Below are 20,033 nucleotides of genomic sequence, written 5' to 3'. Positions count from 1 at the left end.
GTGGCAGGGTGGGCGCATGCCCGGACAACGACGACTTCCCCGTTCCGCACCCGAGGAGCAGGGGGTCGACCCGCGGGCGCTGCTGCGGCTGGTCGACGCGCTCGTCGGCTGGCCCGAGCTGCACTCCGTGATGGTGCTGCGGCACGGCGCGGTGGTCGCGGAGGGATGGGCTGCACCGTTCGCGCCGGACCGGCTGCACGAGCTCTACTCGCTGAGCAAGAGCTTCACGTCCACCGCGGTCGGGTTCGCGGTCGCCGAGGGCCTGCTCACCGTCGACGACCTGGTCCTGGACCACTTCCCCGACGAGGCGCCGGCGGACCCGGGTCCGAACCTGCGCCGGATGCGGGTCCGGGACCTGCTCACCATGACCACGGGGCACCCGGACGACCCGACGGACCGGCTGTTCGCGACCGGGACCTGGGTCAAGGGGTTCCTCGCGGAGCCGGTCGTGCACGAGCCCGGCACGTTCTTCACCTACAACACGGCGGCGACCTACGTCCTGTCGGCGCTGGTCCAGAAGGCCACGGGACTGCGGCTGCTCGACTACCTCGGTCCGCGGCTGTTCGCGCCGCTCGGCATCGAGGGCGCGACGTGGCAGCAGTCGCCGACCGGCGTCGACGTGGGCGGCAGCGGGATGTCGGCGACCACCGAGGACGTCGCGGTCTTCGGCCAGCTCTACCTGCAGGACGGCGTCTGGGACGGGCAGCGGGTCCTGCCCGAGGGCTGGGTGGCCGAGGCGACGCGGGTCCAGGTGCGCAACGACGCGAACCCCGACGTCGACTGGGCGCAGGGGTACGGGTACCAGTTCTGGCGCGGGCGCCACGGCAGCTATCGCGGGGACGGCGCCTTCGGGCAGTTCTGCGTGGTGCTCCCCGACCAGGGCGTGGTCGTGGCGATCACCTCGGGCGTCGCCGACATGCACGCGCAGCTCGCCCTGGTCTGGGAGCACCTGCTCCCGGGCCTGTCCGACGGTCCGGTCCCCGACGACCCCGAGGGACGACGGCTGCTCACGGAGCGGCTCGCCGGGCTCCGGCTCGACCCGCCGCACGGCGCGCCGACCTCGCCGACCGGGACGCGGCTGGACGGCCGGACGATCAGCTTCGAGCCCAACACGCTCGGGATCCGCAACGCGGTGCTCGAGACCGGGGACGGCCATGACCGGCTGACCGTCGACCAGGAGGAGGGGACGGTGATCCTCTCCGTCGGGCACGCCGAGCCGGTGCTCACGCGCACGACGCTGCGGCGTCCCGACCCCGAAGACATGCTGGTCAGCGGCACCTGGACGTCGCCGGACACCTACGTGCTCACCGCGAGGTTCGTGGAGTCCCCGTTCGTCGTCACGGCGACCGCGACCGTGACGGGGGACCAGGTCGCCGTCGACAGCGGGATCAACGTCAGCTTCGGGCCGACGACGGCGCCGCAGTTGACCGGCACCGTCTCGCAGGACGAGGACGTCTGGATCGGCTGAGCCGGCTCAGCCCAGCTCGAGGACCGTCCACCAGTCGTTGACGTCGCGGCCCGGGTAGCCGGTGACCTCCTGCCGGCCCGCGGTCAGTCGCGGGTCGGCCGCGCGGTGCGAGTGCAGGGCCGCGTCGGTCGCGACGTGCACCAGCCGGACGCGGGCACCTGCGGTCCACGGACGGTCGTCGACGACCTCGATGCGCCAGTCCGCCGAGGCGTCCGGCGACGGCGAGGCACCGACCTGCTGCTGGCGGGACAGCGGGGAGCGCACCCCGGCGGTGCTGGACAGCCAGCGGCCGGTGGACACGTGCCGCAGGCGGACCACCGAGCCGTTGCGCAGATCCGTGCCGTCGGGGACGTCGGCGCCGACGAGCAGCCAGCGGGCGTCGTCGCCGGAACCGGGGACGCACGTGATCAGCTGGGCGCCGTCGGTGCCCGGCTGGGCGTAGCGCTGGTCGTCGGAGTGCAGCGTCAGGCCGGTCCAGACGTGCGACAGCGTCACGGTGTCGCCGGTGCGCACCTCGTCCTTGACCCCCGGCGGGTGCCCGGTCGGCACCCGCGGTGGCCGGGGGGTGTAGTCCTGCACGAAGAAGCCGCGCCAGCGGCGTCCGTTGGACGCCGTCCAGTCGCCCTGGTCCCGGTCCGACGTCAGGGTCACCGGCCTGCGCGGGGTGTTGCTGTCGTGGATCCGCACCGTGGTGCGCCCCGAGGCCGGGTCGTGCTCGTAGCCGTACGCGACCACCTGGTGGTTGTCGCCGATGGCGCCGAGACCCCGCGCGACCACGAGCCCGAGGACCGCGGGCCGCCCTCGGTCGATGAGCGCCATGAGCCGGGGGAGCTCCTCCTCCTTGGTCCAGCGGGAGACGCCCTTGAACACCCAGGTCTCGTCGTCGGAGTGCATGGACCACGTGACGAACTTGGCGGCGGAGCCCGTGAGGAACGAGTCGCGCAGGCGTTGGGTGAACAGCTGCGCGAGCCAGTGGCTGTCGGGCGGGACGCGCCCCGGCGCCCACAGGTCCGCGCGCCACGCGGGCGCCGGCTGACCGGCGAGGAAGTAGTCCAGCGCCGCGTACGCCATGCCGCCGCAGCGGCCCGCGGTCGTGATCTTCGCGCCGTTGGGCAGGGTCAGGACCTCGTTGACGAACGCGTTGGGGAACGCGAACCCGTGGGTGGCCGGGTCGAACGCGACCGCACCTCGCGCGAGGACCTGCTCCGACATGACGTCCCTCTCCCCGGATGAGCCGCACCGGGCGGCGCCCTCACGTCGAGGGTGACACGAAGGAGTCGAAACAGCAGGCTCGAGATACGCGGGGCTCCCGCACCGGTGGACAGCGCAACGCCCGCGCCCCTCGGTGCGGGGCGCGGGCGTCGCGTCGTGGTGCGCGGGTCAGCCGATGGCCGACTCGACCTCCAGCCGGAACTGCTTGGCGGCCTCGGCCGGCGTCATCCGGCCGAACAGGACCTCCTGGTTGATGCGCCGCGTGATCTCGGCGACCTGGCCCGCACCGACCGGCGGGACGGCGGGACCGTCGACGATGTCGGCCTCGAGGCCCGCCAGGAACTCGGCGGCCTGCTTGTCGGTGGCCGAGAACTTGTCCTCGACGGCGGCGCGGACGTCGGTGTTCGCGGGCAGGCCACGGTCGGACAGGATGATCTCGCCCGCCACCGGGTCGTTGAGCAGGAAGTCGACCAGCAGCGCGGCCTCCTCCGGGTGCTCGGACTTGGCCGAGATCGAGTAGTACATGGCCGGCTTGAAGTACATGCCGGTGCGCTCCTCCTCGGTCTCGCCGGGGACGCGGAGCAGCTTGAGCTCCTTGCCGGACGCGTTGGTGATCGCGGTCAGCTGGTTGGTCCAGAACCACGCCATGGCGCCCTTGCCCGTGCCCACCAGCGACAGCTCGGGGCCACCCGCGTCGACCTCGACGGTGGTCGCGGCGTCGGGCTGGCCGCCGTTGGCCTGCAGGTCGAGCGAGTGCTGCCACCACTGCGCGATCGTCTTGTCGTCGTACCCGAGCTCGCCGTCCTCGGTGTACAGGGCCTCACCGCGCTGGCGGGCGTAGATCGAGAACCCGGGCTCGTTGAACCCGTAGTCCTGGGCGCCGTAGACGGACTTGCCGGTGGCCGTCGAGATCTGCTCGGCGATCTCGACGTAGTCGTCCCACGTCCAGGTGGAGTCGTCCGGCATCTCGACGCCGGCCGCCTCGAACGCCGTCGGGTCGGCGATGATCGCGTAGGCGTTCACCCCGGTCGCGACGCCGTACAGCGCGTCGTCGATGGTGCCCGACTGCAGCACGCCCTCGTCGACCTTCGAGGTGTCGAGGCCCAGCTCGTTCAGGTCGGCCAGCACGCCGCGCGACGCGTACTCGTTGAGGAACCGCTCCTCCTGCGTGATCACGTCGGGGGCGTCCCCGCCGGCGACCGCCGTGCCCAGCTTGTCGAAGTAGCTGTTCCAGTCGGTGTAGTCGGGCACCACGGTGATGTGGGGGTACTTCTCCGTGAACTTGTCCAGCACCTGCTGGGTCAGCTCGTGGCGGGTGTCGGAGCCCCACCAGGAGAAGCGGATCTCCACGGGCTCGGGCGGGCCGGAGGAGGTCGGCGAGGCGGCGGGCTCGTCGGCCGAGCCGGCGCAGGCGGTCAGCGCGAGCGCGGCGACAGCCAGCAAAGCTCCTGCGCGGAGGGATGGACGGGGGCGCATGGTTCTCCTTGGGTGACGAGGACGACGGTGTGCTGTCTCAAGGCCGGCGGATCTGGTGCGGTGGTGCTACTTGATGCCCGTCGTCGCGATCCCCTTGACCAGGTACTTCTGGCCGACGAGGAACGCGAGGAAGACGGGGATGAGGGAGACGATCGACATCGCGAACATGGGGCCCCACGAGCTGGCGCCCGTCGAGTCCAGGAAGGTGCGCAGCGCGACCGGCGCCGTGTACATGTCCGGTCTGACCAGGAAGATGAGCTGGCTGAAGAAGTCGTTCCACGTCCAGATGAACGTGAAGATCGCCGTGGTGGCCAGAGCGGGCAGCGACAGCGGCAGCATGATCCGCAGGTAGATGCGGCCGTGCCCGCAGCCGTCCAGGCGCGCGGCCTCGTCCAGCTCGCGGGGGATGCCGCGGAAGAACTGGACCATGAGGAAGATGAAGAAGGCGTCCGTGGCCAGCAGCTTCGGCACGATCAGCGGCAGGAACGTGTTGATCCAGTCCAGCTTCGCGAACAGGATGTACTGCGGGACGATGATCACGTGGATCGGCAGCATGATCGACATGAGCATGACCGCGAACCACAGCCGCCGGCCGCGGAACTCCAGGCGGGCGAACGCGTAGGCCGCCATCGAGCAGGCCACCAGGTTCCCGAGCAGCGAGCCGAGCACGATGACCGCGGAGTTCAGCAGGTACCGCCCGAAGGGGTACTGCAGCGCGTTCCAGCCCTCGGAGTAGTTGCTCAGGTCGATGTCCGTGGGGATCAGTGACACGTCCCGGAAGATCAGCTCGGTGGGCTTGAAGGAGCTCACCAGCAGCCAGAGCAGCGGGTAGAGCATCAGGACGCAGAGCGCGATGAGGCCCAGGTGCTTGAGCGCCGAGCGGCGGCGGTCGGGCCAGGGGGAGCGGCGGTGCGGCAGCGGCCGAGCCTCGGCGGCGAGGGCCGTCAGCGTCGTGGGGGGCGTGTCGCGCACGTGGACCTCAGTCATCGTAGAAGACCCAGAACTTGGAGGCGAAGAAGTTGACCAGCGTCATCGCCGCGACGATGAGGAGCAGCAGCCACGCCATGGCCGAGGCGTACCCCATGTCGAAGGCCGTGAAGCCCTTCTGGTACAGGTAGAGCGTGTAGAACATCGTCGAGTCGGCCGGCCCGCCGGTCCCGCCGGAGACGACGAAGGCCTGCGTGAAGCTCTGGAACGCCCCGATCACCTGGAGCACCAAGTTGAAGAAGATGATCGGCGTGAGCAGTGGCAGCGTGATCGAGCGGAACCTGCGCAGCACGCCCGCGCCGTCGATGGCGGCCGCCTCGTAGTACATCTCCGGGATCTGCCGCAGGCCGGCGAGGAAGATGATCATCGGGGCGCCGAACGTCCAGACGTGCAGCAGCACCAGGGTGCTGAGCGCGGTCTCGGGGTCCGAGACCCAGCCCTTCCCTTCGATGCCGAACAGGCCGAGGAACGAGTTGACCAGGCCGTCGACGCCGAACACCTGACGCCACAGGATGGCGACCGCGACGGAGCCGCCCAGCAGGGAGGGCAGGTAGAGGACCGACCGGTAGAACGGGAGGCCCTTCAGCCCGCGGTCGAGCATCAGCGCGAGCCCCAGCGCGGCGATCAGCTGAAGCGGTACCGCCGTGAACACGTAGGTGAACGTGACGCGCAGTGAGTTGAGCAGCCGCGGGTCCTCGAACAGGCGCGCGTAGTTCTCGAGGCCGGTCCACTGCGGCGGCTGCAGCAGGTTGTAGTCCGTGAAGGACAGGTAACCGGACGCGACCATGGGGCCGATGGTGATGAGGCCCAGCCCCAGGAACCACGGCAGCAGGAAGATCGCCGCGGCGCGTCCGTCGCCGTTGCGCAGGGAGCGCCGCGAGGGCGCCGGCTTCGCGACCTTGGCGGTCCGGCGCAGCTCCGTCACTACGGACATGTCGTCGATCACCTCACTGTGTTCGCCGTGGAGATCCGATGAGAAACCGGTTCCTCGGTCGGTACCGTAGCACCCGGCACAGAGGTTGGGAACCGGTTTCCGGTGGTGTATGTTCGGCGCGGAGCCGACCCCTGTCGGCGGCTCGAGGGTGAGCGCGGGAGGCTGCAGTGACGCAGAACGGGTGGACGCGCAGCGCGTCGACCATCGCCGAGGTCGCGACCGCCGCGGGCGTGTCCCGGGCCACGGTGTCCCGGGTCATGAACGGCCGCGCCACGGTGGACCCCGACCTCGCGGCCCGCGTGCGGGACGTCGCCGAGCAGCTGCACTACCGGCCCAGCAACACCGCGCGGAGCCTGTCGCTCGGGCGCACCAACACGGTCGCCGTGGTCGTCCCCGACCTGGCCAACCCGATGTTCCAGCAGGTGCTGCGGGGCGTCGCGTCCGCCGCCGCGCAGGAGGGCTACCGCGTGCTGGTCGCCGACACCGCGGAGACCGCCGACGACGAGGAGCGCATCGCCCTCGACGCCCGGCTGCGCTGCGACGCGCTCGTCCTGGTCTCGCCGCGCATGCCGGAGGCGACCCTGCGCGCCCTGCTGCCCGAGATCCGCCCCGTGGTCGTCATCAACCGGGTCGCCGACGGCAGCACGCCGACGCTCGCCATCGACTACGCCGCGGGCATCGACCAGATCGTCGAGCACCTCACGGGCCTGGGCCACCGGCACCTGCTGTACCTGGCCGGCCCGCCGGACAGCGCCTCGCACGGCGCCCGGCTCGAGGCGCTGCGCGTCGCGGCCGCCCGGCGCGAGGACGTCCGGCTCAGCGAGCGGCCCGGCGGGTCCTCGGTCGAGTCCGGCTACGCCGCCGCCCAGGACGTGCTCGCCTCCCGGGCGACCGCCGTCGTGGCCTACAACGACCTGGTGGCGTTCGGGCTGCTCGCGCGCCTCAACGAGCTCGGCGTCGCGGTGCCCGGCGACGTGTCGATCACGGGGTTCGACGACATCGAGCTGGCGCGGTTCGCGACGCCGTCGCTCACGACCGCCACCGTGCCGCAGGCCGAGCTCGGCCGGCAGGCGTGGTCGCACCTGCGCTCGCTGGTCGGCGGCGAGGCCCTGGACCCGACGCCCGCGCGGATCACGCCCGTCCTGGCCGTGCGGGCCAGCACCGGGCCGGTGCCCCCCGCGGCGAGGCTGGGGCGCCGGGCGGCGTCGGACCCCGTCGAGCCGGTGCCCACGCTCACCTCCGCCACCTGGGCCGACGACCACGGGACCTTCCTGCTGAGCGGCGCCACGGACTCCCAGCCCGTGCCCCTCGCGCGGTACGAGTCCGGTGAGCGACTGCCCCGGGTGCACGCGCCGCGGCCGTACCTGCACCCGGTGCACTCGGCGGCGGGCACCGCGCTGACCGAGACCAGTCCCGTGGACCACCGCCACCACTACGGCGTCTCCATGGCGGTGCCGGTGGTCAACGGCACCAGCTACTGGGGCGGCCGCACGTTCCTGCGCGACGAGGGCCCGACCCTGCTGCCCAACCACGGCCGGCAGATCAGCGAGGGCGGACGGGTGGAGGACGGGGCGACGCTCGTCGACGAGATCGTCTGGCGCGACGAGCGCGACCGGCCGCTGCTGACCGAGGACCGCCGGCTGCACGCCGCACCGCTGCCGGACGGGCGCGGGTGGACGCTGCGGTGGTCCAGCGTGCTGCACGCCGCCCACGGCCCCCTGCGGATCGAGAGCCCCGGCACCAACGGCCGGCCGAGCGCCGGGTACGGCGGCATCTTCTGGCGACTCCCGTCGGCCGACGTGACGACCGTGCTGGGCGAGGGGCTGGTCGGCGAGGAGGCCGTGCACGGCAGCCGGTCACCGTGGCTCGCGTTCGTGCAGCGCCGGGAGGTCGCGACGACCACGGTCCTGCTCGTCCAGCCGCCCGCCCAGCTGCGCCCCTGGTTCGCGCGCGTCGCGGAGTACGTCGGCGCGGGGCCGGCGCTGGCCTGGGACCGGGTGGTGGACGTGCCCGAGGGCGGCCGCCTCGACGTCGGGCTGGCGGCGGTCGTGGTGGACCGCGCGCTCGGCGCCGACGAGGCGGGCAGGCTCGCCGCACAGGCGTGGGGCTGACCGTGCTGCCGCCGACGGTCGCGGTGGTCGGTGTCCACGGTCACGGCGCGTCGCACGTGCGCAGGGCGCTCGACCTGCAGGAGCGGGGACTGGCGACGCTCACGGCCCTCGTCGACCCGCGCCCCGCCGACGGCGACGTCCCGTGGTACCCGGACCTCGACTCCCTGCTGACCCGGGCGCGCCCGGACGTCGTCGTCATCTCGACGCCGATCCACACCCACCTCCCGCTCGCCTCGGCCGCGCTGCGTGCGGGCTGCGACGTGCTCCTGGAGAAGCCGACGACGGCATCCTTGGCCGAGCACGCCGAGCTGCTGGACGTGGTCGAGCAGACCGGCCGGCTGTGCCAGGTCGGCTTCCAGACGTTCGGCTCCGGGGCGGTCGACGAGGTCGCACGGATCGTCGCGACCGGTGAGCTGGGAGAGCTCACCGGCGTCGGCGCCGTCGGTACGTGGGTGCGGACGGCGGCCTACTTCGACCGGGCTCGCTGGGCGGGCCGGCGCACCCTCGACGGTGTCGAGGTGGTGGACGGGGTGGTCACCAACCCGCTCGCCCACGCGGTGGCGACGGCGCTGCTGCTGGCCGGTGCGCGCACCGTGCAGGACGTGACCGACGTACGCCTCGACCTGCACCGGGCGCACCCCATCGAGGCGGACGACACGTCGGCCGTGGTGATCGAGACCGGCGGGGGGATCCGCGTCTCGGCCGGTCTGACCCTGTGCGCCCCGCGCCGGTCGCCCGCGCGCGTCACGCTGCGCGGCACGCAGGGCAGCGCCACCCTGTTCTACGAGTCGGACGAGATCGAGGTCGTCTCCGCGCGGGGCACCCGCAGGATCCGCTGCGGGCGCGTCGACCTGCTGACCCAGCTGCTCACCGCGCGCGCGCACGCCCCGGTCGCCCTGCGGTGCTCCGTCGCGGACACCGGCGCGTTCCTGCGGGTGCTCGAGGCGGTGCGGACCGGGCCGGACGCGACGCCCGTGCGGGAGGCGTCGGTGGAGTGGGCCGGGGAGGGCGGCGACCGGCACCCGGTCGTCGCCGACATCGAGCACTGGTGCGCGCGCGTGGCGGACGAGGGCGCGACGTTCACGGAGCTCGGCGCGCCCTTCGTCCGGCCCTGAGCACGGGGGCTCGGCCTAGGCTCGCGTCGTGATCCTCCGCCCGTACCGCGAGTCCGACGGATCGGCGACGCTCGACGTGTTCCTGCGCGCGATCCGGCTGACCGCCCGCCGCGACTACACGCCGGAGCAGGTGGCCGCGTGGGCGAGCGACGACATCGATCCCGAGCAGTGGGAGGCGCGGCGCGCCGCCGCCCGGACGCAGGTCGCTCAGGTCGACGGCCGGGTGGTCGGATTCACCGACGTCGACGAGAGCGGCTACGTCGACATGCTGTTCGTCGACCCGGACGTCGCCCGCCGGGGCGTCGGGTCGGCGCTGCTCGACTGGGCGGCGGCCACGGCCCGTGAGCTCGGCGCCACCGAGCTGAGCACCCACGCGAGCCTGACCGCCCGCCCGGTCTTCGAGCGGCACGGGTTCGTGGTCGTCGTCGAGCAGCGGCCGGTGCTGCGCGGGGTCACGATGACGAACTTCGTGATGCGGCGCGCGCTGCGGACGTGAGACGGCGACGTCGGCGAGCGCTTTCCCCAGTTTCCCCCAAACCCTTGCGCGCCCGGGGAGCCGTCGGTAGGAATGTCGTGCCCGGCGGGATGAATCGTTACAGCGTTCGGTCGGGCTGGCTCCTCAACGACGAGAAAGGCCACCCATGCGTCTGCCCCGCACGTCCGCGCTGGCCACGTCCGCGGCGCTCGCCCTCGCGGTCCTGCCGTTCGCGGCCGCCCCCGCGTCGGCCGCCGGCCAGGACTACCTCTTCGACTTCCAGTGCGCGGGCAACCCCACCGCACCGGGCTACACCGCGGTCACGCCGGACGCCGCCTACACCGCGTCCGCGGGGTTCGGCTTCCTGACCCCGCTAGCTGCGAACGCGTGTCGCGACCGGGGCGGTGACGACCTGGCCCTGCGCGACCTCGTCCTGCCGCCGACGACGGGTTCGACGTTCGTCGCCGACGTGCCGGACGGCACCTACACGGTGATCCTGCGCACCGGGGACCCGATCGCCACCAGCAACACCGGGGCGACCGTCGCCGGCATCGCGGTACCCGCCCGGCGGGCCGAGTCCGGCGTCGTCGACGAGCGGGTGGTCGACGACGTCCAGGTCACGGGCGGGCAGCTGAACATCGTCGTGAACGGCTCCTCGGCGCGCCTCAACGCCATCCAGGTCCTCCAGCCGGTCCAGCCCCCGGCCGGGGTCGGCGCCACGGTCACCGCGACCGCGACGGAGGCGTCGGTGCAGCTGAGCTGGTCGGCCGTGGACGGCGCCGCGGGCTACCGGGTGCACCGGTCCGAGGCGGGCGGCACGGCGGTCGTCGTCGGCACCACCGACGCACCCACCTGGACCGACACGGACGTGCAGCTCGCCGGCCAGTACACCTACGCGGTGAGCACGATCGGCGCGACGGGCCGCGAGAGCGCCCGCTCCGCCGAGGTGTCGGCCACGGTCGTCGACCCGGCGCTCGCACGGCCCGCGGTTCCCACGGGCGTCGCCGGTGCGTGGGCCGACGACGGTGTCGCCCTGACGTGGTCCCCCGTGCCCGGCGCGGTGGCCTACGACGTGTACCGCGCCCGGTCCGGGTTCGACCCCGTGGTCGTCGCGCGCACCAGCGAGGTGACCTGGACCGACACGACCGCGCAGCCGACCGTCGACTACGACTACCTGGTCGCGGCCGTCGGCCCCGGGGGCCGGTCCGACCGCTCGTCGAGCGTCCGGATCGAGCGGTCCGTGCAGTTCGTGCGCGAGGCCGAGCGGCTGGACCGCGCGCCCGTCGCCGTCGCGGCGGACGGCGGCGTGTACGTCGGCTGGCGCCTGCTGGGCCTGGACGAGCAGGACCTCGCCTTCCACGTGTACCGCGACGGGACGCGCGTCACCACCACGCCCGTCACCCACAGCACCAACGTGCTCGACCCCGCCGGCACGGCCGCCTCCCGGTACCGGATCAGCACGGTCGTGGCCGGGATCGAGCGCTGGGCCACCACCGAGTTCGACGTGTGGGACCAGCAGACGCTCGACGTGCCGATCAGCGCACCCCCGGGCGGCACCACGCCCGCCGGCGAGGCGTACACGTACCGCGCCAACGACGCCTCGATCGGGGACGTGGACGGCGACGGGCAGTACGAGATCGTCCTGAAGTGGGACCCGACCAACGCCAAGGACAACTCTCAGGCGGGCTACACGGGCAACGTCTACGTCGACGCCTACGAGCTGGACGGCACGCAGCTGTGGCGGATCGACCTGGGGCGCAACATCCGCGCCGGGGCGCACTACACGCAGGTGCAGGTGTTCGACCTGGACGGCGACGGGTCGGCCGAGATCGCCATGAAGACGGCCGACGCCACGGTCGACGGCGCCGGCACCGTCCTGGGCGACGCCGCGGCGGACCACCGGAACTCGGCCGGCTACGTCCTGGCGGGTCCCGAGTTCCTCACGGTGTTCGACGGTGCGACCGGGGCGGCGCTCGACACGATCGACTACACCCCGCCGCGGGGGAACGTCGGCGCGTGGGGCGACACGTACGGCAACCGCGTCGACCGTTTCCTGGCCGGCGTCGCGTACCTGGACGGTCAGCACCCGAGCCTCGTCGTGAGCCGGGGCTACTACACCCGGGCCGTGATCGTCGCGTACGACTTCGACGGCACTTCCCTGACGTCCCGCTGGACCTTCGACTCCGACGTCGACGGCAGCCAGTACCGCGGCCAGGGCAACCACAACCTGTCCGTCGCGGACGTCGACGGTGACCAGAAGGACGAGATCGTCTTCGGGTCCATGACGATCGACGACGACGGCGAGGCGCTCTACACGACCGGGCTCGGGCACGGGGACGCGCTGCACGTGTCGGACCTGGACCCGTCGCACCCCGGGCTGGAGGTGTTCGCCGCGCACGAGGACATGGCGTCCTCGCGCAACCGCGGCGCCACGTTCCGGGACGCGGACACCGGCGCCGTCCTGTGGTCGATCCCGGCCACCCGCGACACCGGCCGCGCGGCCGCGGGGGACATCGACCCGCGTCACCTCGGCGCGGAGGGCTGGGCGGTCGGCGGCGACGCCGCGTGGAACTCGCCGGTGGGGCAGCTGCGGACCGCCAAGGGCGAGCTGCTGTCGACGTCGATCCCGCGGGCCAACTTCCTGACCTGGTGGGACGGCGACCTGCTGCGGGAGGTCACCGACCACGACTACGACCTGGCGACGGGCCTCGGCGTGCCGACCATCTCGAAGTGGGAGTGGGAGACGTCGACCTCCGAGGAGATCTACCGGGCCGACGGGACGCTCACCGTCAACGGCACCAAGGGCAACCCGGCGCTGCAGGCCGACCTGTTCGGCGACTGGCGCGAGGAGCTCGTCACGCCTCTGGACGACTCCTCGGCCCTGCGGATCGCCACCACGGTGGACCTCACCGACCACCGGCTGCGCACCCTGCAGTCCGACCCGGTGTACCGACTCGGCGTCGCGTGGCAGAACACCGCCTACAACCAGCCACCGCACACGTCGTACTACCTGGGCGAGGGGATGACGACGCCGCCGGCGCCGAGCATCGCCTACACGCAGCCGCTGCCGGTAGGCGACCGCGTGCCCGGTCCCGCTACGGGCAAGCCCACTCGCGGGGTGCTCTCGAGCGACAACTGGGACGGCGACGGCACCTACAGGGTCTCGATGAACCTGTGGTGGGGTCAGAACGCCCAGTCGGTGACGTTCTACGAGAACGGCGTCGAGCTGGCGACGCAGGATCTGGTCGACGCGACGCCCGCCGCGCAGTCCGCCACCCTCCAGGTGGCCGGCCGCCCGAACGGCACCCACGTGTACACCGCCGTGCTCACCAACGCCCGGGGGTCGACGACGACGTTGCCGCTCGTCGTGACGGTGGTCAGGGCGAACCCGGCGACCCCGGTGCTCAGCCACGACAACTGGGACGGCGACGGCACCTACACGCTGACCACCAACCTGTGGTGGGGCACCAACGCCACCGAGTACCGGCTGTACGAGGACGGGGTGCTGATCGACACGCAGTCGCTCGTCGCCAACGGGTTCAACGCCCAGCAGGCGGTGACCGAGGTGTCGGGCCGGTCGGTCGGGAGGCACGTCTACCGCGCGGAGCTGTCGAACCCGCAGGGGTCGAGCAGCAGCCCGCAGGTGACGGTCACGGTCAGGCGGTGACGGCCTAGGCTCGATGCCGTGTGGGAGCAGCACGAGAGCGACGTGCCGCTGATCCGCACGCGCTGGCGAGCGCAGGTCGAGGTCGCCGGCTCCTACCCCGTCGCGGGGTCGGAGTACTGGGGGCTGTCGTTCATCCGGCGCTCAAGGACGCGCGTCGGTAAGCAGCCCGCCGCTACGGCAGCCGCACGTGCTGCGGGCCGAGCTCCGTCACGGTCGAGACGCCGAGCAGCGCCATGGTGCGGCGGATCTCGCGCTCGAGGATGTCGACGGCCCGCTCGACGCCGCGCTCACCGCCGGCCATGAGGCCGTACAGGTAGGCGCGGCCGACCAGGGTCGCGTCGGCGCCCAGGGCGAGCGCGGCCACGATGTCGGCACCGGACATGATCCCGGTGTCCACCCAGACCTGGGTGCGGTCGCCCACGGCCTCCGTGACGTCCGGCAGCAGGCGCAGCGGCACCGGCGCGCGGTCCAGCTGGCGGCCGCCGTGGTTGGACAGCACCAGTGCGTCGGCGCCGGCGTCGGTGACGCGGCGCGCGTCCTCGACCGTCTGGATGCCCTTGATGATGAGCGGGCCGTCCCAGGACTCGCGGATCCACTCGAGGTCCGCGAACGTCATCGTCGGGTCGAACAGCGTGTCCAGCAGGTCCGCGACGGTGCCGGACCAGCTGGACAGCGACGCGAAGGTCAGCGGCTCGGTGGTCAGCAGGTTCATCCACCACGCGGGGTGCGTCGCAGCGTCGAGAACGGTCTTGGCCGTCAGGGCAGGGGGGATCGAGAAGCCGTTGCGCGAGTCGCGCAGGCGGGCCCCAGCCACCGGCACGTCCACCGTGAGCATGAGGGCCTCGTAGCCGGCGGCCTTGGCGCGGGCCATGAGGTCCTCGCCTGCCGAGCGGTCCTTCCACACGTACAGCTGGAACCACTTGTGCGCGTCGGGGCCGGCCTTGGCCACCTCCTCGATCGAGGTCGTGCCCATCGTCGACAGCGCGTAGGGGATGCCCCGGCGCTCGGCGACGCGCACCACCGCGCGCTCGCCCTCGTGGTTCATCATCCGCGTGAACCCCGTCGGGGCGAACGCGAACGGGAGCGCCGACCGCGTGCCGATCATGTCGGTCGTGGGATCGACGTGGGAGACGTCGTGCAGGATCGACGGCTGGAACTCGAGCTGGCGGAACAGGGACCGGGCGCGGCGCAGGCTGATCTCGGCCTCGGCGGCGCCGTCGGTGTAGTCGAACACCGACCGGGGGGTCCGCTTGCGGGCGACCGTGCGCAGGTCGGCGATGGTCAGCGCGTCCGCGAGCCTGCGCCGGGTCGCGTTCAGCTCGATCGGCTTGGGCCGCAGCAGGGGCTTGAGCTCGGTCCACGAGGGGATCTGACGGTCGGTCACCGCGTACTCCTGGGTGTGTGGCGCATCGTCGGGCAGCACAGCTCTTGAAACGATACAGGACCGATGTTCGCGCGGGTCCGGGATGCGGGTCACAACGCCTTTGTAACGATTCATCGGGATTCGTTGACAGGCCCGCGCGCGCTCGCCTACCGTCCGGAATGCGCTTTCACACCCCGAGCAAGGAGGCTCAACGACGATGAAGCGAACCCCCTGGAAGACGGCAGCTGTCGCGGCCGTCGCCGCCCTCGCCTTGACCGCCTGCTCCTCGGGCGGCTCCGGCGACGCCGCCGACCCCACGGCGAGCTCGACCGGCCCCGACACCTCTCCCGTCACGCTCAACTTCACCTGGTGGGGCAACGACGACCGGGCCGCCCGCTACAACGAGGCGCTGGCGCTCTTCAAGGAGAAGTACCCGCACATCACGGTCCAGACCAGCTTCGCGGCGTTCCCCGACTACTGGACGGCGCGGTCCACCGAGGCGGCCGGACGTGCGCTGCCGGACGTGATGCAGTTCGACCTGTCCTACCTGCGCGAGTTCAACCAGAACGGCCAGCTGCTCGACCTGCAGGAGTGGGTGGACAACGGGACGATCGACCTCGAGGGCTTCGACGAGACGCTGACCACGGCCGGCGTCCTCGAGGACAAGATGATCGGCATCCCGACGTCCACCAACACGTTCGCCATGTTCCAGAACCCGAACGTGATCGAGCAGACCGGCGCCACCTTCCCCGACGAGGCCAGCTACACGTGGGAGGAGTACAACGACTTCATCGCCGAGGTCTCCTCCTCCGGCGAGCAGACCGCTGACGGCTACGCGCTGTACGGCGCGGTCGACTACACCGGGACCTTCTGGTTCTTCATCCAGTGGCTGCTGCAGAAGGGCGTCACGCCGTTCGAGGACGACGGCTCGTTCGGGTTCGACGAGGCCGACGTGGTCGAGTTCCTGGAGCTCACCGGCGACCTGCGGACCGACAAGCAGGTCTACCCGGTCGACCGCAACGTCTCCCTCGCGCCGAAGGGCGGCTTCACCGTCAACGAGACCGCGACCGAGATGAGCTGGGACAACTTCCTGGCCGGCTACGTCGCCGACTCGGGCACGCAGAACCTGGCCATGACGCAGATCCCCTCGATCGAGGCCGGCGAGAAGGCCCTGTTCTTCAAGCCGTCGATGCTGCTGTCGGCGGGTGCCAACACCAAGTACCCGGAGCAGGCGGCGACGCTGATCAACTTCCTGCTCACGGACCCGGAGGTCGGCACGATCTTCGGCACGTCGAAGGGGGTCCCGGCGGACGCCGACCAGCGCGCCGCCGTCGACACCACCGAGGGCAGCGTCGACGCCCAGGTGATCGCGTACGAGGAGGCCGTCGCCGAGCAGGTGACCGAGTCGACGCCGATCCCGGTCAAGGGCTTCGGCACGATCGAGGCCAAGTGGCGCACCCTCGCCGAGGAGCTCGCCTACGGTTCGCTCACGCCCGACGAGTTCGCCGAGCAGTGGTTCGCGGAGGCCGAGCTCTCCACCCAGTGACACGGCGGTGGGCCGCCCGGTGATCCCCGGGCGGCCCACCACCCACCGCGGTCCGCAGCGCGGAGCGCACGCACCTCGCCACCGAAGAACGGATCACCCTCGTGACCCTCACCGCCGAGGCTCCGACGACGGGCTCCTCGACCGCCCCGCACTCCGCCGCCCGCAAGCGCCGGAAGCGTGCCGAGGCCCTGGCCGGTTTCGCCTTCCTCAGTCCCTGGCTCCTCGGGTTCGTGCTGCTCACGGCCGGCCCGATGCTCGCCTCGTTGTACCTGGCGTTCACCAACTACAACCTGTTCGCCCCGCCCCAGTGGGTCGGCCTGGAGAACTTCCAGCGCCTGTTCGACGACCCGAACTACCTGCAGGCGTGGAAGGTCACGGGCACCTACGTGCTGCTCGGGACGCCCATCAAGCTGATCTCCGCGCTCGCGGTGGCGATGCTGCTCAACAACGCGTTCAGCGGCAAGGGGTTCTACCGGTCGTCGTTCTACGCACCCTCGCTCATCGGGGCCTCGGTCTCGATCGCGATCGTGTGGAAGGCGATGTTCATCGACAACGGCATCGTCGACCGGCTCCAGCAGGTCTTCGGCTTCGAGGCCGGCGGTTGGGTGGGTGACCCGTCGCGCACCATGCCGATGCTCATCCTGCTGACCGTCTGGCAGTTCGGGGCACCGATGGTGATCTTCCTGGCCGGGCTCAAGCAGGTCCCGACCGAGCTGTACGAGGCGGCGGCCGTCGACGGCGCCGGACCGTGGCGCAAGTTCCGGCAGATCACGCTGCCGATGCTCTCGCCGGTGATCTTCTTCAACCTGCTGCTCGAGACGATCCACGCGTTCCAGATCTTCGCGTCGGCGTTCATCATCTCGAACGGCACCGGCGGGCCCGCGCGGTCGACGCTCTTCTACACGCTGTACCTGTACTTCCGCGGGTTCCAGGACTTCCAGATGGGTTACGCGTCCGCGATGGCGTGGGTGCTCGTGCTCGTCGTCGGGGCCATCACGCTCGTCTTCTTCCGCAGCTCGAAGTTCTGGGTCCACTACTCCGGGGAGGGGAAGTGATGAGCGTCGTCTCCGCGACCGCCGACAACCTCGTCAGCTCGCACGACAGCGCGCAGCTGCGCAGGTCGACCAGGAACCGCAAGCGCGTCCGCTCGCTGGTGTTCCACCTCTGCTCGCTCGCGCTGGTGGTGATCGTCCTCTACCCCGCGGTGTGGATGCTCATGTCGTCGTTCAAGCCGAGCAGCGAGATCGTCGGCAACGTCAGCATCATCCCCACCGACGCGACGCTCGCGAACTTCCAGAAGGCGATCGAGGGCATCGGCGGCGTCTCGTTCTGGACCTTCTTCACCAACTCGCTGATCCTCGCGGTCGGCTCCGTCGTGGGCATCACGCTGTCCTGCTCGGTCAGCGCCTACGCGTTCGCCCGGATCGACTTCCCCGGACGGAACGTCTTCTTCGCGCTCATGATCGGCACGCTCCTGCTGCCGTTCCACGTGGTGATCATCCCGCAGTACATCGTGTTCAACCGGATGGGGCTGGTGGACACGTTCGTCCCGCTGCTCATCGGCAAGTTCCTGGCGGCCGAGGCGTTCTTCGTGTTCCTCATGGTCCAGTTCATGCGCAACCTGCCGCGGGAGCTCGACGAGGCCGCGCGGATCGACGGCGCCGGGCACGTGCGGATCTTCCGGTCGATCATGCTGCCGCTCATGAAGCCCGCCCTGGTGACCAGCTCGATCTTCGCGTTCATCTGGTCCTGGAACGACTTCTTCGGGCCGCTGCTCTACCTCAAGCGGCCCGACCTGTACTCGCTGCCCATCGCGCTGCGCCTCTTCGTCGACCAGACCACGACGTCCGACTACGGGGCGCAGATGGCCATGGCGGTGCTGGCGCTCGTGCCGGTCATGCTCTTCTTCCTCGTGTTCCAGCGCTACCTCGTCGAGGGCGTCGCCACGCAGGGCCTCAAGGGCTGACGTGCGTGTGAGGCTGGGGGCCATGAGCACCCCGCTGCCTGACGACCGTGGCGACGAACGCGACGACGCCCCCCGTCCGGACGAGAAGCGCCTGCTCGGGGGTGGCCGGTTCGGGCTGTTCAGCGAGGCGCTGATGGTCGGCCTGGGCGTCTCCGTGCTGAGCCTGCCCGTCGTCACCGCGGTCCCGGCGCTCGCCGCCGGGGTGTCGCACGTCCGTCGGCACCTCGACGGTCGGCCGGACACGCTGGCGGCGCTGTGGGACGACTTCCGTGCCGCCTGCCGCGGCGTCTGGCCGGTGGCGGTCGGCGCCCCGCTCCTGCTGCTCCTGCTGCTGGTCAACGTGCAGCTCACGGGGGTCGAGGGCATGCCGGGCGGGACCGGCTTCCGCGTCGTGACCGTGTTCCTGGTCGCCGTCGTCCTGGTGGTGGTGCTCCGCGCCGCCGCCGGCTGGTCGCCGGGGGCCTCCTGGTGGACGGTCGTGCAGGCCGCCGCGAGGCGCACCGGGGACGACGTGACCGGCACCTTCCTGCTGCTGGTCGCCCTCGGGCTGTGCGCGGTCATGGTGTGGATGCTGGCGCCGCTGGCGGTCGTCGTCCCGGGGTTGCTGTGCCTGGCGGTCGTGGCGATCGAGCACCGCGCGGCCGTGCGCCGGGGCTAGCTCCCGGGCAGGTCGGCGACGAACCGATGGATCGTCGACAGTGCCTCCTGGCCGGCGTCCGTGCCCAGCAGCAGCTGGAACTCGTGGCCCACGGGCGGCTCGTGGTCGTCGGCGAAGAACAGCGTCTCGTGCGGGACGCCGAGCCGCTCCAGCTCGGCGACCAGGGACAGCGAGTGCCCCAGGGCGATGTCGGCGCTGCCGCACGAGACGAGGGTCCGCGGGAAGTCGGCGGTGACGTGGCCGACCACGGAGATGCCGTCGAAGCGCGGGTCGTCGAGGTAGGCCGTGGTGCCGGTGAACGAGCGCATGACGGAGTCGACGAACCACCGGTCGCGGCCGCGCAGCCCGCGCGCGAGCGACATGTCGAAGACGCCGCAGAACAGCACCGTGCCCACGATCTGGTCCGGGGTGATGCGCGGGCGGGCGCCGATCATCGCCGCGTAGGCCGGGTTGGTCACCATCCCGACCACCTGGGCGGCGATCTGCGCGCCCGCCGAGTCGCCGGCGAGCACGAGGCGCCGCGCGTCGATGCCGAGCTCGTCGGCGTGCTCCGTCAGGAAGGCGAGCGCGTCGAGCACCTGCAGGGCCTGGGTGGGGTAGGTGGCGCGCGGGGCGATCGAGTAGCCGATGCCGACCACGGCGCTCCCGTCGCCGGCGAGCACCCGCAGGTAGTTGGCGATGAGGTCCTTGCTCCCCGACAGCCACGCGCCACCGTGCACCCAGACGATCGTCGGTCGGGCCGGCCCCGGGGTGGTGGACCGGTGCACGTCGAGGCGCGCGTCGCGGTCGCCCTGCCGGTAGGGGACGTCGAGCACCGAGGCGACGTGCGGGGGGACGAAGCGCGCCGTCGCCGCGAGCCGCTCGGTGCCGTTCCGGTCGAACCGCCGACGGATCACCACCGACGCCGGCCGAGGGCTGAGCCGCGCTGCGATCCCGACTCCCATGAGCCCGACCGCGACCAGGCCGAGCAGCCAACCGACCGTCAGCCCGAGCCGCCTCATCGCTCGATCGTCTCACCGTGGCGGATCGGCGCGAGCGGGGCCACGGCGCCCCCG

General features: G+C 71.8%; 15 protein-coding genes. 9 read left to right on the top strand and 6 right to left on the bottom strand.

Translation table 11 applies throughout. From position 1 onward, the window contains the following. Positions 1 to 16: 16 nt before the first annotated feature. Positions 17 to 1,468, top strand: a complete 1,452-nt coding sequence (locus KG102_RS15360; RefSeq protein ID WP_208212797.1) for a serine hydrolase domain-containing protein — start codon at positions 17 to 19, stop codon at positions 1,466 to 1,468. Between the two features lie 6 nt (positions 1,469 to 1,474). Here KG102_RS15360 and KG102_RS15355 read toward each other — a convergent pair whose 3' ends face one another. From KG102_RS15355 to KG102_RS15340, 4 genes are all read right to left on the bottom strand, one after another. Beyond that, positions 1,475 to 2,680 carry a dolichyl-phosphate-mannose--protein mannosyltransferase gene (locus tag KG102_RS15355; protein ID WP_208212796.1) on the bottom strand — a complete coding sequence of 402 codons (1,206 nt, stop codon included), beginning with the start codon at positions 2,678 to 2,680 and terminating at the stop codon, positions 1,475 to 1,477. A 168-nt stretch (positions 2,681 to 2,848) separates the two neighbouring features. After that, complete coding sequence (locus KG102_RS15350) at positions 2,849 to 4,156, bottom strand: ABC transporter substrate-binding protein (protein ID WP_208288185.1); 1,308 nt, start codon at positions 4,154 to 4,156, stop codon at positions 2,849 to 2,851. 66 nt (positions 4,157 to 4,222) lie between these two features. Then, entirely contained in the window at positions 4,223 to 5,143 is a 921-nt protein-coding gene (locus KG102_RS15345) for a carbohydrate ABC transporter permease (protein WP_208212794.1), read from the bottom strand. Then, the gene (locus tag KG102_RS15340; protein ID WP_208212793.1) at positions 5,136 to 6,077 is read right to left on the bottom strand and encodes a carbohydrate ABC transporter permease; all 942 of its coding nucleotides are present in this window, start codon (positions 6,075 to 6,077) and stop codon (positions 5,136 to 5,138) included. The genes KG102_RS15345 and KG102_RS15340 overlap by 8 nt, the downstream gene beginning before the upstream one ends. A 167-nt stretch (positions 6,078 to 6,244) precedes the next feature. On the opposite strand from KG102_RS15340, the gene KG102_RS15335 reads away from it, so the two are divergent. From KG102_RS15335 to KG102_RS18995, 4 genes are all read left to right on the top strand, one after another. Continuing rightward, on the top strand, positions 6,245 to 8,188 hold the full coding sequence (locus tag KG102_RS15335; protein WP_208288186.1) for a DUF6807 family protein: 1,944 nt from the start codon (positions 6,245 to 6,247) through the stop codon (positions 8,186 to 8,188). Further along, entirely contained in the window at positions 8,179 to 9,303 is a 1,125-nt protein-coding gene (locus KG102_RS15330; RefSeq protein ID WP_249667352.1) for a Gfo/Idh/MocA family protein, read from the top strand. Before KG102_RS15335 ends, KG102_RS15330 begins: the two co-directional genes overlap by 10 nt. Before the next feature lie 28 nt (positions 9,304 to 9,331). Then, positions 9,332 to 9,799 (top strand): GNAT family N-acetyltransferase, encoded by a 468-nt coding sequence (locus tag KG102_RS15325; protein WP_208288187.1) that lies wholly within the window; start codon positions 9,332 to 9,334, stop codon positions 9,797 to 9,799. 145 nt (positions 9,800 to 9,944) lie between these two features. Beyond that, positions 9,945 to 13,445, top strand: a complete 3,501-nt coding sequence (locus tag KG102_RS18995) for a rhamnogalacturonan lyase family protein (protein ID WP_208288188.1) — start codon at positions 9,945 to 9,947, stop codon at positions 13,443 to 13,445. Positions 13,446 to 13,617: 172 nt separating this feature from the next. On the opposite strand, the gene KG102_RS15315 is transcribed toward KG102_RS18995, so the two are convergent. Further along, complete coding sequence (locus KG102_RS15315) at positions 13,618 to 14,829, bottom strand: alpha-hydroxy acid oxidase (protein WP_208212790.1); 1,212 nt, start codon at positions 14,827 to 14,829, stop codon at positions 13,618 to 13,620. A 196-nt stretch (positions 14,830 to 15,025) separates the two neighbouring features. On the opposite strand from KG102_RS15315, the gene KG102_RS15310 reads away from it, so the two are divergent. The 4 genes from KG102_RS15310 to KG102_RS15295 all read left to right on the top strand — a co-directional run bounded on the left by KG102_RS15310 (position 15,026) and on the right by KG102_RS15295 (position 18,978). Beyond that, positions 15,026 to 16,354, top strand: a complete 1,329-nt coding sequence (locus KG102_RS15310) for an ABC transporter substrate-binding protein (protein WP_208212789.1) — start codon at positions 15,026 to 15,028, stop codon at positions 16,352 to 16,354. A gap of 188 nt (positions 16,355 to 16,542) precedes the next feature. Next, on the top strand, positions 16,543 to 17,409 hold the full coding sequence (locus tag KG102_RS15305; RefSeq protein WP_243883967.1) for a carbohydrate ABC transporter permease: 867 nt from the start codon (positions 16,543 to 16,545) through the stop codon (positions 17,407 to 17,409). Continuing rightward, positions 17,409 to 18,320: a carbohydrate ABC transporter permease gene (locus KG102_RS15300; protein ID WP_208288190.1), complete on the top strand. Its 912-nt coding sequence runs from the start codon at positions 17,409 to 17,411 to the stop codon at positions 18,318 to 18,320. The genes KG102_RS15305 and KG102_RS15300 overlap by 1 nt, the downstream gene beginning before the upstream one ends. Before the next feature lie 22 nt (positions 18,321 to 18,342). After that, a complete protein-coding gene (locus KG102_RS15295) occupies positions 18,343 to 18,978 on the top strand; it encodes a hypothetical protein (RefSeq protein WP_243883886.1) in 636 nt (211 codons plus the stop codon). Here the strand turns inward: KG102_RS15295 and KG102_RS15290 are convergent. Next, entirely contained in the window at positions 18,975 to 19,979 is a 1,005-nt protein-coding gene (locus tag KG102_RS15290) for an alpha/beta hydrolase (protein WP_208212786.1), read from the bottom strand. The genes KG102_RS15295 and KG102_RS15290 overlap by 4 nt on opposite strands. Positions 19,980 to 20,033: the final 54 nt, after the last annotated feature.

The sequence above is a fragment of the Cellulomonas fengjieae genome, assembly GCF_018388465.1.
GTDB lineage: Bacteria > Actinomycetota > Actinomycetes > Actinomycetales > Cellulomonadaceae > Cellulomonas > Cellulomonas fengjieae.
The sequence above is the reverse complement of the archived record's forward strand: the minus strand, read 5'-3'. Positions and strand labels throughout refer to the sequence as shown.

What these genes read in the sequence shown, in the direction of transcription:
- KG102_RS15300 (WP_208288190.1), top strand. Translation starts at nt 17,409, where the DNA reads ATGAGCGTCGTCTCCGCGACCGCCGACAACCTCGTCAGCTCGCACGAC.
- KG102_RS15340 (WP_208212793.1), bottom strand. Translation starts at nt 6,077, where the DNA reads ATGTCCGTAGTGACGGAGCTGCGCCGGACCGCCAAGGTCGCGAAGCCG.
- KG102_RS18995 (WP_208288188.1), top strand. Translation starts at nt 9,945, where the DNA reads ATGCGTCTGCCCCGCACGTCCGCGCTGGCCACGTCCGCGGCGCTCGCC.
- KG102_RS15345 (WP_208212794.1), bottom strand. Translation starts at nt 5,143, where the DNA reads ATGACTGAGGTCCACGTGCGCGACACGCCCCCCACGACGCTGACGGCC.
- KG102_RS15355 (WP_208212796.1), bottom strand. Translation starts at nt 2,680, where the DNA reads ATGTCGGAGCAGGTCCTCGCGCGAGGTGCGGTCGCGTTCGACCCGGCC.
- KG102_RS15360 (WP_208212797.1), top strand. Translation starts at nt 17, where the DNA reads ATGCCCGGACAACGACGACTTCCCCGTTCCGCACCCGAGGAGCAGGGG.
- KG102_RS15295 (WP_243883886.1), top strand. Translation starts at nt 18,343, where the DNA reads ATGAGCACCCCGCTGCCTGACGACCGTGGCGACGAACGCGACGACGCC.
- KG102_RS15290 (WP_208212786.1), bottom strand. Translation starts at nt 19,979, where the DNA reads ATGAGGCGGCTCGGGCTGACGGTCGGTTGGCTGCTCGGCCTGGTCGCG.
- KG102_RS15350 (WP_208288185.1), bottom strand. Translation starts at nt 4,156, where the DNA reads ATGCGCCCCCGTCCATCCCTCCGCGCAGGAGCTTTGCTGGCTGTCGCC.
- KG102_RS15310 (WP_208212789.1), top strand. Translation starts at nt 15,026, where the DNA reads ATGAAGCGAACCCCCTGGAAGACGGCAGCTGTCGCGGCCGTCGCCGCC.